Origin of the sequence: Gelidibacter mesophilus DSM 14095 (assembly GCF_000423005.1) — a bacterium.
GTDB lineage: Bacteria > Bacteroidota > Bacteroidia > Flavobacteriales > Flavobacteriaceae > Gelidibacter > Gelidibacter mesophilus.
On record NZ_KE383968.1, the window covers coordinates 229,549 to 243,772 of the forward strand.

11 protein-coding genes are annotated in these 14,224 nt (G+C 39.0%); 10 read left to right on the top strand and 1 reads right to left on the bottom strand.

The annotated features are described in order from the left end of the window. Positions 1 to 17: 17 nt before the first annotated feature. The 4 genes from G525_RS0118975 (at position 18) to G525_RS0118990 (ending at position 5,335) form a co-directional block, all read left to right on the top strand. Positions 18 to 923, top strand: a complete 906-nt coding sequence (locus G525_RS0118975) for a DUF6607 family protein (RefSeq protein WP_027127548.1) — start codon at positions 18 to 20, stop codon at positions 921 to 923. A 6-nt stretch (positions 924 to 929) separates the two neighbouring features. Beyond that, positions 930 to 2,402, top strand: a complete 1,473-nt coding sequence (locus G525_RS0118980) for an ankyrin repeat domain-containing protein (RefSeq protein WP_027127549.1) — start codon at positions 930 to 932, stop codon at positions 2,400 to 2,402. Between the two features lie 84 nt (positions 2,403 to 2,486). After that, on the top strand, positions 2,487 to 2,972 hold the full coding sequence (locus G525_RS0118985; protein ID WP_027127550.1) for a DUF2271 domain-containing protein: 486 nt from the start codon (positions 2,487 to 2,489) through the stop codon (positions 2,970 to 2,972). 173 nt (positions 2,973 to 3,145) lie between these two features. Next, on the top strand, positions 3,146 to 5,335 hold the full coding sequence (locus tag G525_RS0118990; RefSeq protein WP_027127551.1) for a PepSY domain-containing protein: 2,190 nt from the start codon (positions 3,146 to 3,148) through the stop codon (positions 5,333 to 5,335). On the opposite strand, the gene G525_RS0118995 is transcribed toward G525_RS0118990, so the two are convergent. Further along, entirely contained in the window at positions 5,332 to 5,874 is a 543-nt protein-coding gene (locus tag G525_RS0118995; protein ID WP_027127552.1) for a CvpA family protein, read from the bottom strand. The two genes, G525_RS0118990 and G525_RS0118995, sit on opposite strands and share 4 nt — an antisense overlap. A gap of 381 nt (positions 5,875 to 6,255) precedes the next feature. On the opposite strand from G525_RS0118995, the gene G525_RS0119000 reads away from it, so the two are divergent. From G525_RS0119000 to G525_RS0119030, 6 genes are all read left to right on the top strand, one after another. Further along, a complete protein-coding gene (locus tag G525_RS0119000) occupies positions 6,256 to 6,612 on the top strand; it encodes a hypothetical protein (protein WP_027127553.1) in 357 nt (118 codons plus the stop codon). Positions 6,613 to 6,740: 128 nt separating this feature from the next. Continuing rightward, complete coding sequence (gene pheS / locus G525_RS0119010; protein ID WP_027127554.1) at positions 6,741 to 7,760, top strand: phenylalanine--tRNA ligase subunit alpha; 1,020 nt, start codon at positions 6,741 to 6,743, stop codon at positions 7,758 to 7,760. A 126-nt stretch (positions 7,761 to 7,886) separates the two neighbouring features. Continuing rightward, positions 7,887 to 8,387 (top strand): GbsR/MarR family transcriptional regulator, encoded by a 501-nt coding sequence (locus G525_RS0119015; RefSeq protein ID WP_027127555.1) that lies wholly within the window; start codon positions 7,887 to 7,889, stop codon positions 8,385 to 8,387. A 3-nt stretch (positions 8,388 to 8,390) separates the two neighbouring features. After that, the gene (locus tag G525_RS0119020) at positions 8,391 to 9,512 is read left to right on the top strand and encodes an efflux RND transporter periplasmic adaptor subunit (RefSeq protein WP_027127556.1); all 1,122 of its coding nucleotides are present in this window, start codon (positions 8,391 to 8,393) and stop codon (positions 9,510 to 9,512) included. Positions 9,513 to 9,531: 19 nt separating this feature from the next. Beyond that, entirely contained in the window at positions 9,532 to 12,729 is a 3,198-nt protein-coding gene (locus G525_RS0119025) for an efflux RND transporter permease subunit (protein ID WP_027127557.1), read from the top strand. Beyond that, the gene (locus G525_RS0119030) at positions 12,713 to 14,131 is read left to right on the top strand and encodes an efflux transporter outer membrane subunit (protein ID WP_027127558.1); all 1,419 of its coding nucleotides are present in this window, start codon (positions 12,713 to 12,715) and stop codon (positions 14,129 to 14,131) included. The genes G525_RS0119025 and G525_RS0119030 overlap by 17 nt, the downstream gene beginning before the upstream one ends. Positions 14,132 to 14,224: the final 93 nt, after the last annotated feature.

Below are 14,224 nucleotides of genomic sequence, written 5' to 3' on the forward strand. Positions count from 1 at the left end.
AACCCAAAACACTAATAATGAAACAACTAATCCTTTTATCTGTTTTTTCCGCTGCATTTATTATGAATGTGAACGCACAAAACAAAAAAGCCCAAGATCAAAAAGCCATAAAAGACATGTGTGGCTGTTACGATGTGACTTTTAAATTTGCTGAAACTTTTCAATATGCTAAAGACTCCACTTATCTCCCTTCTCCTACAAAACACGACAAGGCCATGGAATGGGTAGAGCTTCTTGAAGATGAGAACAACAAAATTGTTTTACAGCATTTGCTCATTGTTGGACCGCCTCAAAATCAAATGATCGTAAAGCATTGGCGTCAGGATTGGGAATTTGAGAATACCAAGTTGTATCAATACGATCATGATAACAAATGGAAGTTTGTAAGCCTTCCAAAAGAACAGGTCAAAGGCCAATGGACCCAACGCGTATTTCAGGTAGATGACAGCCCACGTTATGAAGGCAGCGCCACTTGGGTACATGTGGATGGCAAAAGCTATTGGGAAAACACTTCGGATGCACCGTTGCCAAGACGCGAAGAAACCGTCAGAAGTGATTATAATGTTACTGGCAGAACCAACCGTCATGAAATAACCGCAAATGGGTGGATCCACGACCAAGATAATACCAAGTTAATACGTGAAGACGGAAAGTCGGATGTGATTATGGCTGAGGAAAAAGGTCATAATACTTACGTGAAAGTGGACGACAGTAAATGTAAAGCCGCTCAAGACTACTGGAAAGAAAACGATGAAAAATGGGCAGTTGTTCGTCAAAAATGGGATGAAGTATTCGCCCGCGACAAAGATTTGGTTTTGGAAGAAAAAGTTGACAATAAAGTATTGTTCAAATACATTATGGATGACGAGAACTACAAGACCAGCGCACAGATTAATCCAGTAATTGATGCATTTGTAAAATAATTGACCATGAAGAACTATTTAACACTCCTCGCTGTACTATTTGTTGGTCATTCAATTCTTGCCCAAGACAATATATTTTTGGATCGGGAGTTTTGGAGCACCCAACCCACCGTAGAAACCCTCCAATTAAAGATCAAAGAAGGTCATGATATTGCTCAAGCCAATGCCAGTAATTTTGATGGTGTGAGTCAAGCCATCTTGGCGGATGCTCCATTGGAAACGATTAAATTTGCCCTTTCCCAGAAAGGAAATGACGTCAATAAGATAACCCATGACAATCGTACCTATATCTTTTGGGCAGCCAATAAAGGTAATGTGCCGCTCATGCAATATCTCTTGGAGAAGGGTGCAAAAACCAACATCACGGACAATAAAGGGAGTACCATTTTGAATTTTGCCGCAGGTTCAGGGCAAAAGGACACTAAAGTTTATGATTTACTGCTAAAACATGGCGCTAATTTACAAACAGACTTAACACCTGCCGGCGCAAACGCTTTATTGTTGGTTGCACCTTACGATACCGATTTCAGCCTTATCGACTATTTTGTTTCCAAAGGCGTTGATTTGAACAGCGTGGACAGAAACGGTGACGGTGTTTTTAATTATGTAGCCAAAACTGGTAATATTGATTTGATGAACCAGTTGCTTGAAAAAGGTTATAAAGGAAATGACAACGCTTTCATTTTTGCCAGTCAGGGCACTCGCGGTAAATCTAACGGGATGGACGTTTATACTTATTTAGAAGGGATTGGCTTAAACCCCAATGTGGTTTCAAAGGATGGCGTCACTCCGTTGCACGCTTTGGGATCAAGAAGTAAGGACATGGCGGTAATCCACTACTTTATCGATAAAGGTGTAAATGTCAACCAAGCAGACGCTAATGGCAACACCCCTTTTATAAATGCTGCTGCACGAAACTCTCTTGAAGTCGTCAAGTTATTTGCAAAAACCGTTAAGGATATCAATCAAACCAATAAAAAAGGGGAATCGGCATTAGCTTTGGCGGTCACCAATAATAGTGTTGATGTGGTGGATTTCTTATTAAGCCAAAACGCTGATGTTGCTGTTAAGGATGCCAATGGCAATGATTTATCCGTTTATCTGATGAAGACCTACGCTGAGGATAAAGACGATTTGTTCAACCAAAAACTAGCACTTCTTAAAAATCACGGCTTTGTATTTGGAAGACCACAATCCAATGGCAACACCTTATACCATTTAGCATTGGACAAAAACGACCTGCCTACGCTTAAATTTATTCAACAGTTTCACCCCGATGTGAATGCCGCCAACAAAGAAGGCATCACACCCTTACACAAAGCTGCGATGTCTGCTAAAGATTCGGATATTTTAAAATATTTGCTTTCGATAGGCGCCAAGAAAGAGCTCGCAACCGATTTTGATGAAACCGCCTACGATTTGGCTTTAGAGAACGAACTCTTGAAAAATCAGAACATTTCCGTAGAGTTCTTAAAGTAAAAAATTAGTGCACCTCTGACGAACAAAATTAAAACACCTCCAAGATACAGATCAACACATCTTGTAGGTTAAAACATATAATACATGAAACTAAAACACATTGCCATCTTAAGCCTGGTTCTTTTCGGGATATTATCGTTCACCACGATGCCTCCTACCTCGAAATACAAATGCATGATACAGATGACAAATTATACTGGTGAAGGCGCCTATGTAGTCATCTCTTTGATAGATCCCAAAGGCAATTATAAAAAAACTTTATACGTTCAAGGCGACGATTCTGAATGGTACAATACCATTGAAGAATGGTGGAAAAAATTCCAAGGTAAAAAACGTTCCAATTTAGATGCCATTACCGGAGCGACAATTTCCGGAGGCGCACGTACCATCACTATTTTGGATATTGAAGATTCAAAAATTAATACCGGTTATAAAATCCGTTTTGAAACCGCGGTGGAAGATCAAGAATACCATGTCAAGGATGTAGAGTTTGAACTGACTTCAGAAACCGTAAAAAGCAAGAAAGAAGGCAGTGGATTTATTAGATACGTGCGTTTAATGCCAAATTAAAAAGCAGAAAAAAATGTGAAGAAAGTAAGACCTGTCAGGTTTTTAAAACCTGACAGGTCTGTTTAAAGTCTTCATCATTTTTAAAAAATTGAATGTCGATTTGTATCACAATCAAGTCTTAAATCTTTGTTCCAACATCGAAGCGGTCTTGATTCTATTAACAATTTTAGCATATGACCATCTCCATTTGGAGATATAGCCATCTTGCACTGGCGGTATCTTCTTTTGTTTTTATTTTTTTGGCTTCCGTTACTGGGATTGTTCTGGCATTCCAACCCATTTCCGAAAAAATTCAACCTTATAAAACCGATGGTTTTGATCAAATTACTTTAGCTGAAAGCCTCGAAGCTTTTACCTCAACCTACCCCGAGGTGCTGACCTTGGAAGTGGATCACAACGATTTTGTACTGGCTTCCGTAATCAATGATGAAGGCGAATCATTAGAAGGCTATTTCAACCCGAAAACCGCCGAATATCTGGGCCAAAAAATTGAAACTCCCAAGTTTTTTCAATGGACTACCAATTTGCACCGATCGCTTTTTCTAAAAAGTACCGGACGAATTTTAGTAGGTCTGTGTTCGTTTTTACTGTTCCTAATTGCAGTTTCGGGAACCATCTTAATTATAAAACGGCAGAGAAGTTTTAAAAAGTTCTTTTCAAAAATTGTCAATGATGATTTTGCCCAATATTGGCATGTTGTTTTAGGACGTCTATCTCTCATCCCTATCATCCTTATTACCGTTACAGGGGTTTATTTATCCATGGAAAGATTTGATCTGCTATCCCAAACGCAGCCACAACATGAGATAGATTATGACTTGCTCACGGCTTCTCCTCCACAATCTTTTGCGGAGATGCCCATATTCATCAACACTAAACTTTCTGAATTAAAATCTGTTGAGTTTCCATTTTCCGATGATGCTGAAGACTTCTACACCCTGTACCTGAAAAACAAGGAAATTGTCGTGAACCAATTTAACGGCGATGTCATAAGCACCATAGAATATCCTTTGGTGACCTTCTTCTCCAATTTAAGTTTAACGTTACATACCGGTCAGGGAAGTATTTTATGGTCTGTAATCCTAATAATTGCGTCGGTCAATATCCTTTTCTTTATTTATTCCGGATTTGCCATGACCTTAAAACGTCGTGGAGCCAAATTGAGGAACAAGTTCAAGAAAAGCAATGCGCGGTTCGTTATTCTGGTAGGCTCAGAAAATGGAGGCACTTTGGTTTTTGCCAACGCTCTTCAAAAAGAATTAATTGCCGCTGGAGAAAGTGTTTACATTACAGAACTCAATAAATATCGAAAATTTAAAAAAGCGGAACATCTTATTGTCATGACCGCAACTTACGGGGAAGGTGATCCTCCTTCAAACGCCAACAAATTCTTAAAACGCCTAGAACTGTACAAACAAAATCAAAGATTCAGTTTTTCAGTGGTGGGGTTTGGCTCCCTCGCCTACCCTGATTTCTGTAAATTCGCTTTTGATGTAGACCATGCCCTTCTCCAAGAAAACACGGAACAATTGGTTCCAACTTTTACCATCAATGACAAATCTTTTGAAAGTTTTGAGCAGTGGGTTAAAATTTGGTCTGACAAAGTAGAACTGTCACTCTCCATCCCGAAAGACACTTTGATTTCCAGACCCAAACGCACTAAATCCTTTATAGTAATTTCGAAAACCAAGGTGGATGACAATCCGGACGATACCTTTATCATCACCTTAAAACCCAAAAAACATCTTTCTTTTAGGTCTGGCGATTTATTGGCCATCTATCCCAATAATGACTATCGAGAGCGACTCTATTCTATCGGGAAGGTCAATGGCAATATCCAGTTAAGCGTCAAGTATTACGAAAACGGTCTGGGATCGGGTTATCTCAACAATTTAGAAGTAGGCGATATTTGCGACGCACGTCACATTGAAAATGCCCATTTTCATGTCCCGAAAAAAGCGTCAGAAATAGTCATTATTTCCAACGGAACCGGAATTGCACCATTTTTGGGGATGTTAGATGAAAATCACAAAAAAACCGAAACACAGTTGTACTACGGGTTACGTAATGAGAAATCCCTAGATCTGTACAAGTCGCATCTTGAAAACAAACTCGAAAACAAGAAACTGAGCGCTATGAATTTGGCTTATTCCCAGCAACACGAATGTGTGTATGTGCAGGAATTATTGAAAAGAGATGGTCCCAACATTGCGAAAACTCTAGAAAATAATGGCGTGATTATGATCTGTGGTTCTATGGCCATGTATAAGGACGTTATGGAAACTTTGGGCATCGTTTGCCAAGAGTGCAATAAAAAACCCTTGAGTCATTATGCCAAGCAAATAAAATCAGATTGTTATTAAATCTTAGGGTCCCCAGTAGAATTATCCGCTTCTAAATCATCGCCTTCCAACGCTTTTTTCTTTTCTAAAATAATCGGGAAAATCGCAGGCATTAAAGCTTTCACTGGCGTATAAAGTACAGAATCTTCAATACTTTGTTCGTCGGTCATCGGAATCGCACTATTCATACTATCAAAAATATTTAAAACCACGCTCAAGATCAACGTGATTTTTAAAGCACCAAAGAGTGCCCCCAACAATTTGTTGACAATGCCTAAAGCAGCAAAGTCAGCAAGTTTTGTCAAGGCTTTTCCTGCCAAGGCTATCACAAGAACAATCATTAGAAAGGTGACCGCAAACGCAACAACTTGAACGGTGTTCTCATTCCATTCTGAATTGTCATCAATAAATGTAGCGGCGTAATGACTAAAATGGATCGCGCCGTACACGCCCGCAATCAATGCAACAACAGAAGCTATTTCTACAAATAACCCTTTCATCAATCCGCGAACCAGTCCGAAAAGAATAAGAGCTACCAAAACGATATCCAAAACACTCATAAGCTATTGTATTTTAGCAAACGTACATAAATTTCGGATTTTTAGACTTATAAATTCTAATCAGAATGCATTGTTTCTTAACTTTGCCCAAGGGTTTTATATTGTGTGATGAACATTCAACTAAAAGCGGTCAATGCTATTTTGGTATTGACGGAATGGACTTTAAGACAAAAACCCACATAAAGGTTGATTTAATTTTCAATTTCGAATGCAATTTAAATTTCAGTACTGACTAAAAAGATTCCTGCCTTTACTTCAACGAGTTCAATAACCAGACTTCGAAATCAGTAACCATGGAGGAAATTAAAAATGTCAAAGCTATTCTTGTAATAGCAATGAATTATTAACTAAAAAAGATTCCTGCCTTCGCAGGAAATGAAGATGTCAAGAGACGTAGAATTAAAAAAACGCTGGGAGTTAGTAGTCAAAAAACTTTCGACCCAATTCGCTGAAGGCGATATATTAGACCTAGATGCCATTATCTATTTGATTGGTGTGCAAGAATTAGGGCAAATCCATAGAAAATTTAAGAAAGACCATAAATTAGATTTGATGCACATTGCCATCTGCCGATTGCTCGAACCTTATGGTTACTACGAATTTGATTATTTTGATGAGGATAAATGGCCACATTATACTGTCAAAGAACAGCTTCCACCTTTAAAAGCTGGGGAACAGAGTGTCTTAATGAAAGAAGCCATTGTCAATTATTTTATTGAAACCGAATATATTGAGTAAGTCCCATATTCAGACCTGTCAGGCTTTAAAAACCTGACAGGTCTTATGAATTCGAATCCACAAGGTTTACAAAATCTTGTAGGTTTCTACACGAAAAACCTTAAATTTGCCATTCATTTTTTTGATTTATGATAGACAAGATTAAAGACCTCATCACTGAAGTCGAAGCGTTTAAAGCGCAATCCAAAGACGAAATTGAAGCCTTCCGCATCAAGTACTTAGGAAAAAAAGGCGTATTGAATACTTATTTCGCAGAATTCAAAAACGTTCCGAATGATCAAAAGAAAGAGTTTGGGCAGGTCATCAATCAATTGAAAAACACTGCTGAAGACAAAGTCACTGAGCTAAAGGAAGAACTGGAAAGCAAGGAAGAGGTCATAGGCATTTTTGGCGATTTATCACGTCCGGGCGAACCTATTGCCATTGGAGCGCGTCATCCGATTTCAATCGTGAAAAATCAAATTATTGAAATCTTTTCGCGTGTTGGATTCAACGTTAGTGAAGGTCCTGAGATTGAAGACGATTGGCATAATTTCACCGCACTGAATTTGCCAGAATACCATCCGGCAAGAGATATGCAGGATACCTTCTTTATTCAAACCAATCCTGATATTTTATTACGGACCCACACAAGTTCTGTGCAGGTACGCTATATGGAGACCAACAAACCACCAATCCGTACTATTTCTCCTGGACGTGTGTTTAGAAACGAAGCCATTTCATCACGTTCGCATTGTTTCTTTCACCAAGTGGAAGGTTTGTATATTGATAAAGACGTGAGTTTTGCCGATTTAAAACAAACCCTTCAATATTTCACGACAGAAATGTTTGGGAAAAGCAAAATCCGTTTGCGTCCTTCCTATTTCCCGTTTACGGAGCCAAGTGCGGAAGTAGATGTGTATTGGGGACTGGAAACTGAAATTGACCATCGCATCACCAAAGGTACAGGATGGTTGGAAATTATGGGGTGCGGGATGGTTGATCCCAACGTTCTTGAAAACTGTGGTATCGATTCAAAAGTCTATTCTGGATTCGCCTTTGGAATGGGAATCGATCGTATTACAATGCTTTTACACCAGATTGGTGATATCCGATTATTGAGCGAAAATGACGTTCGGTTTTTAGAACAATTTAAATCGTCTTTATAAATCCTTAAGATTCAAAAACATAACCGATGAGATTTCGTCGGTTTTTTTTATTTAACATTTTTTTAACTTCGTCTAGTTCGGATTGTTCCGAACCTCACTTATATTTGCATAAAATTTTTAAAAATAATGTTGAGTAAAATCCGAAATGACAAAGAAAATCTGGTTGAAAGACTAGGCGTCTTTATGGAGCAGAAAGAACAAATTGCTCCCGTAGCTGCCCGTATTCTGGCTTATATCATTCTAACTGGCAAGTCCGGAACCACTTTTGAGGATTTGGTAAATGATTTATGTGCTAGTAAAAGTACTATTTCTACGCATCTAAACCATTTAGCCGATTTAAAACGAATCCTTTACTTCACCAAAACTGGCGATCGAAAAAAATACTATACCATCAACGAAGATAGCATCATCCAAAATATTGATACCATGATGGAATCTTGGATTCAGCAAAAAGAATTGCATTTAGAAATTAAAGCACACAAAGAAAAGACCAATCAATTGAGCGATGCCGATGGATCAAAGTTCAATTTAGACTTTCATGATAATTACATCGAGTTTTTAGATGAAGTCACCAAATCTGTATCCACATTAAAATCAAAAATTCTAGAAAAAAACACTAAACTGTAATCAATGAAAACAATTAAACTTCCATTAGTAGTCTCCCTTAGTTTTATAGCTCTTTTCTTGAGCTGTGGAGATAAAGAACAAGCCCCACAAGGACCACAAGGCCCTACGCCGTTTCAGGTGACAACACTCCCACAAAAAACGGTCACTGGGTTTACTACTTATCCAACAAGCATTGAAGGTGTTAATAACAGTGAAGTGCGCCCAAAGATATCCGGATATATTACAGAAGTGTTAGTGGATGAAGGCCAAATGGTAAGAAAAGGACAAACCCTTTTTAGATTAGAAACCCAGACGCTTAGCCAGGATGCTGCTGGAGCAAAAGCCAACGTTAATGCCGCTCAAGTTGAGGTGGACAAGCTAAAGCCATTGGTTGAAAAAAATATTATCAGTAACGTACAATTAGAAACTGCAAAAGCAAAATTATTGCAAGCACAAAGTTCTTATAATAGTATTGGTGCCAACATTGACTACGCCAATATCAAAAGTCCAGTGGACGGCTATGTGGGCTCCATCAGACTTCGTAAAGGAACCTTGGTAAGTCCATCAGGAGAGCCTATAACCACGGTGTCTGACATTAGTAAAGTCTATGCTTATTTCTCCATGAATGAAAGAGAGTATCTCGATTTTATTCAAAACGCGGAAGGCAAAAACATACAGGAAAAAATCAAGAATTTCCCTAAAGTAACCTTGGTTTTGGCCAATGGAAGCATTTATGATAAAGAAGGCACCATTGAGACCATTAATTCTCAAGTGAATGCGAATACAGGTTCTATTTCATTTCGTGCCGTTTTTAATAATGATGCAAGATTATTGACCAACGGAAACAGTGGAAAAATTAGAGTCCCAAAAACGTATTCAAATGTTGTGGTTGTACCAAAGGAATCTACCTATGAGCAGCAAGGCAGTTATTATGTTTATAAATTAGCTGAAGGAGATATGGCTGTTTCAACACGTATCGCCGTGTTAGCTGATGTCAACAACGTTTATGTAGTTTCTGAAGGACTTCAAGAAGGCGATAAAATTGTTGCTAAAGGTGTTGCAAAGCTAAGAGGTGATTCACAGATAAAACCTATGGAAGTACCTTTTGATACAATTGCAAAACCAATTGAAAAAGTATTCAGATAATAAAGTAAGATAAGAAGTTATGATAAAAATGTTTATAGAAAGACCAGTTCTTTCGACGGTCGTCTCCATCATCATCGTGATTTTGGGTGTCCTTGGTCTTACCGCATTACCGATAACGCAATATCCCGATATTGCGCCCCCAACAATTTCAGTAAATGCGAATTATCCTGGTGCAAGTGCTGAAACTATTTTGGAAAGTGTCATCATTCCTATAGAAGAGCAAATCAACGGTGTAGAGGGGATGACTTATATTACCTCTAGTGCATCAAACACAGGTAGCGCAACCATTACGGTATTTTTTGATCAAGATGTTGATCCTGATATTGCCGCAGTAAACGTTCAAAACCGTGTCGCAAGAGCCAATTCGCAATTGCCTCAAGCCGTATTGCAAACTGGTGTTACCACCTCAAAGCAGCAAACCAGTGCCTTGATGTTTACGTCATTTTACAGTACCAATCCTGATTATGATGCCGTATTTTTACAGAATTACTTAAAAATCAACGTCATTCCAGAATTACAAAGGGTTGACGGTGTTGGTGATGTGAACGTGTTTGGAGCAAAAGATTACGCCATGCGTATCTGGTTACGACCAGAAAAAATGGCAGCCTACGGGGTGATTCCGACAGATGTTACCGCAGCATTGCGTGAACAAAGTTTGGAAGCAGCTGCTGGATCTTTGGGTGAAAATGACGGAGAAGCATTTAGTTATGTGATCAAATATGGTGGACGTTTTAAAACTGAAGCGCAGTATAGTGAAATTATCATTAAAGCGTTAGGCAATGGACAATTTTTGAGGCTTTCTGATGTGGCCGATATTGAATTGGGTGCACAATCTTACACTGGAGGTTCTATTACCAATGGATTACCAGCGGTTAACATGGGTATTTTCCAAACCAAAGGCTCCAACGCTAGGGATATTATTATTGAAATCGAGAAAAAACTGGAAGATATTAAGGCCGATTTACCTAAAGGTGTCGAGGTCTTTATTCCTTATAACACCAATACGTTCTTAAATGCTTCCATAGAAAAGGTGGTCACCACTTTAGCTGAGGCGTTTTTACTTGTATTCTTGGTTGTTTTCATTTTCTTACAAGATTTTAGATCCACCTTAATTCCTGCCATTGCAGTTCCGGTATCCATTCTTGGTACGTTTTTCTTCTTGAATCTTTTTGGCTACTCCATTAACCTATTAACACTTTTCGCGTTGGTATTGGCTATTGGTATTGTGGTTGATGATGCCATTGTAGTGGTTGAAGCCGTCCATGCCAAGATTGATGAAGGAGAACACGACCCAAAAAAGGCAACTGTTGACGCCATGCATGATATTACTGGTGCGATTATCTCCATTACCTTGGTCATGGCAGCTGTATTTGTACCCGTCACATTTATTCAAGGTCCAACGGGAGTTTTCTACGAGCAATTTGGAGTCACGCTTATTGTGGCCATTATTATTTCGGCTGTGAATGCTTTAACCTTGAGTCCTGCGTTATGTGCCTTATTCTTAAAAGGTCATGACGACAAGCAAAACAAAAAGAAAAAGGGCTTTTTAGGACGCTTTTTTGACGGATTCAACAGAGGTTTTGATGCTACCATCACTAAATACGGTAAATCGGTCCATTTTCTCTATAGAAATAAATGGATTACCGTGGTTGCGCTTATCATATCGGTAGTTGCAATATGGTGGTCGTCTTCGGTATTGCCAACTGGATTTGTTCCAGATGAGGATAGAGGTATTGTTTTCGTAAACGTTGAACTTCCTCCTGGATCGTCCATAGATAGAACACATCAAGTAAATGCCGATCTTTATAAAAAACTAATCGAGATTCCAGGCGTTAAAGGAGGATCACTGATTGAAGGAAGTAGTTTCTTAGGAGGTGCAGGTAGCAACTTCGGATTGGGCTTTATTCGTTTGGACGATATGGAAGATCGTAAGGATGAGTCGCTTTCTTCGAAAAGCATTACCGGACAAATGTTTGGTGTAGCCGCACAGATTCCTGAGGCCAATATTATCTTCTTTTTACCGCCAAGTATTCCAGGGTTTGGAAACTCTGCCGGTGTGGAGATCAACCTTTTGGACCGTTCTGGCGGAAGTTTTACGGATCTGGATAACGTGACTCAGGATTTTGCAAATAAACTCTCGCAACGACCAGAGATTCAATATGCGCAATCCTCATTCAACACAAAATATCCGCAGTTTGAAATTGAATTGAATGCTGAATTAGCAAAAGAACTGGGTGTGCCAATTAGTGATATATTTTCAACCCTTCAGGGTTATATTGGAAGTATATTTGCCGCCGATTTCTCTCGATTTGGTAAACAATACCGCGTTTATGTACAAGCGTTACCGCAAGACCGTGGCGAAGAAGGTGATTTGGGTAAACTCTATGTACGCACAGGTACAGGAGAAATGACCCCAATAACAACCTTTGTGAACTTAAAAAGAGTATATGGGCCACAGTCTGTAACCCGTTTTAACTTATTTAATTCTGTAAAGTTAAATGCGGCAATTGCACCCGGTTATAGTTCTGGTGATGCCATTAAAGCAGTGGAAGAAATTTCGCAAAGCTTACCTGCCAATTATACTACCGCCTATTCTGGGCTAACCCGAGAAGAAGTTAACGCAGGTAATCAAACCACAACTATTTTTATATTGTCGTTAGTATTTGTTTACTTCTTGCTGGCCGCGCAGTATGAAAGTTATTTAATCCCTTTCTCTGTTCTTCTGTCCTTACCATTAGGGGTTTTTGGAGCTTATTTTACAACCCAACTTACAGGATTGCAAAATAATATTTATTTCCAAATTGCCTTGATTATGTTACTTGGGCTCTTAGCTAAGAATGCCATCTTAATTGTGGAGTTTGCATTGCAGAGACGACGAAGAGGAGAATCCATTGTAGCGGCTGCCGTCCATGGCGCCGAAGCGCGTTTACGACCTATTTTAATGACCTCATTTGCATTTATCTTCGGATTATCGCCTTTGGTATTTGCAAATGGTGTGGGGGCAGAAGGAAACCGTTCCATTGGTACAGGAGCCGTTGGTGGCGTACTGATAGGAACCATTCTTGGGGTGTTTGTCATTCCAATTCTGTTTATGTTTTTCCAATGGTTACAGGAAAAAATTTCAGGAGCACCAAAAGGTGTTATAGCACTTGAGGCAGAAGCCAATCAACAATCACTAGAACTTAACGACGATCAAAATCATGATAACAATGCTTAAAACTCGCACATTTAAATATATGGTAATGTTGACCGTTTCAGCATTTACCCTTCAAAGTTGTTTTGTAGCAAAAGACTATGACCGACCACAAGTTGATGAAACCGATAATCTGTTCAGAACAGATGCTTTACAAACAGATACGCTTTCTATGGCAGACCTGTCTTGGAAAGAATTGTTTACTGACCCGTATTTGGTTCAGTATATCGAGAAAGGACTTGAGAACAACATTGACATCCGCGTGGCCATGCAACAGGTCTTGGCAGCGGAAGCGTACGTAAAACAAGGAAAAGCAGCGTATTTTCCAGCGATTAACGGAGGCGCCTCTGTGACGCATCAAGAAATGTCAAAAAATAGCCAATTAGGTTCTTTTCTATCCAGCAGGTCTTCAGATCAGTTCGATTTAACCGCAAATTTATCTTGGGAAGCTGATATTTGGGGCAAAATAAGAAGTAATAAACGTGCTTCTGAAGCTGATTATTTACGAATTGTAGCTATTCATCAAGCCGTAAAATCACGATTAGTATCTGACATTGCAGCAACTTATTACCAATTGCTTGCTTTAGACTCACAGTTGGAAGTTACCAAAAAAACCGTGATGGTGAGGGATAGTACCGTGAGCACGCTTCAAGCTTTAAAGGATGCCGGAACTGTAACTCAAGTAGCTGTAGACCAAAACATCGCACAGTACAACAATGCCAGAACCTTGCAAGTAGATTTGGAAACTGCCATTTTTCAGACTGAAAACGTGATGAGCATTCTACTGGGGCAACAGCCACAAAACTATGCGCGAAATATTCTAGATGAACAACATTTACAAACTGATCTAAAAATAGGGGTTCCAACTACCTTATTAAGAAATAGGCCTGACGTTATTGCAGCCGAATACAATTTAGTGAGAGCTTTTGAGCTGACCAATGTGGCACGAGCGAACTTTTATCCCTCATTAACCATTTCAGCTTCTGGAGGGTTCCAAAGTTTGCAATTGGATGAATTGTTAAACTACAACTCTTTATTTGCAAATATTGTAGGAGGATTGGCGCAACCAATCTTCAATCAACGTAAGATCAGAACTCAAAAAGAAGTTGCTGATGTTCAGCAAGAACAAGCTTTGCTAGAATTCAAACGTTCATTATTGGTTGCTGGGAATGAAGTTTCCAACGCTTTGTATTCCTATAACGCTGAAACCACAAAATTTGAGTTTAGAAATCTGGAAGTTGAAGCTTTGAGGAATGCCGAAAGAAACTCCTTAGAATTATTAAAAAACGGGTATGCCAACTACCTAGATTTATTAATTACCAGACAAAGTGTTTTAAATTCTGAGCTCAACGTCATTGACAGTAAGTTACAGCAATTGCTAACTATTGTTGAACTTTACGAGGCGCTTGGTGGCGGTTGGAAATAGACTTAATTTTTTACAATTTTTATATAAAAAAGACTTGGGCAACCAAGTCTTTTTTATGTTGTAAGCATACCCTTGGACACTCTTCTTTTAGTA

Coding starts and splice junctions, on each gene's coding strand:
- G525_RS0118975 (WP_027127548.1), top strand. CDS start 18: ATGAAACAACTAATCCTTTTATCTGTTTTTTCCGCTGCATTTATTATG.
- G525_RS0118980 (WP_027127549.1), top strand. CDS start 930: ATGAAGAACTATTTAACACTCCTCGCTGTACTATTTGTTGGTCATTCA.
- G525_RS0118985 (WP_027127550.1), top strand. CDS start 2,487: ATGAAACTAAAACACATTGCCATCTTAAGCCTGGTTCTTTTCGGGATA.
- G525_RS0118990 (WP_027127551.1), top strand. CDS start 3,146: ATGACCATCTCCATTTGGAGATATAGCCATCTTGCACTGGCGGTATCT.
- G525_RS0118995 (WP_027127552.1), bottom strand. CDS start 5,874: ATGAGTGTTTTGGATATCGTTTTGGTAGCTCTTATTCTTTTCGGACTG.
- G525_RS0119000 (WP_027127553.1), top strand. CDS start 6,256: ATGTCAAGAGACGTAGAATTAAAAAAACGCTGGGAGTTAGTAGTCAAA.
- pheS (WP_027127554.1), top strand. CDS start 6,741: ATGATAGACAAGATTAAAGACCTCATCACTGAAGTCGAAGCGTTTAAA.
- G525_RS0119015 (WP_027127555.1), top strand. CDS start 7,887: ATGTTGAGTAAAATCCGAAATGACAAAGAAAATCTGGTTGAAAGACTA.
- G525_RS0119020 (WP_027127556.1), top strand. CDS start 8,391: ATGAAAACAATTAAACTTCCATTAGTAGTCTCCCTTAGTTTTATAGCT.
- G525_RS0119025 (WP_027127557.1), top strand. CDS start 9,532: ATGATAAAAATGTTTATAGAAAGACCAGTTCTTTCGACGGTCGTCTCC.
- G525_RS0119030 (WP_027127558.1), top strand. CDS start 12,713: ATGATAACAATGCTTAAAACTCGCACATTTAAATATATGGTAATGTTG.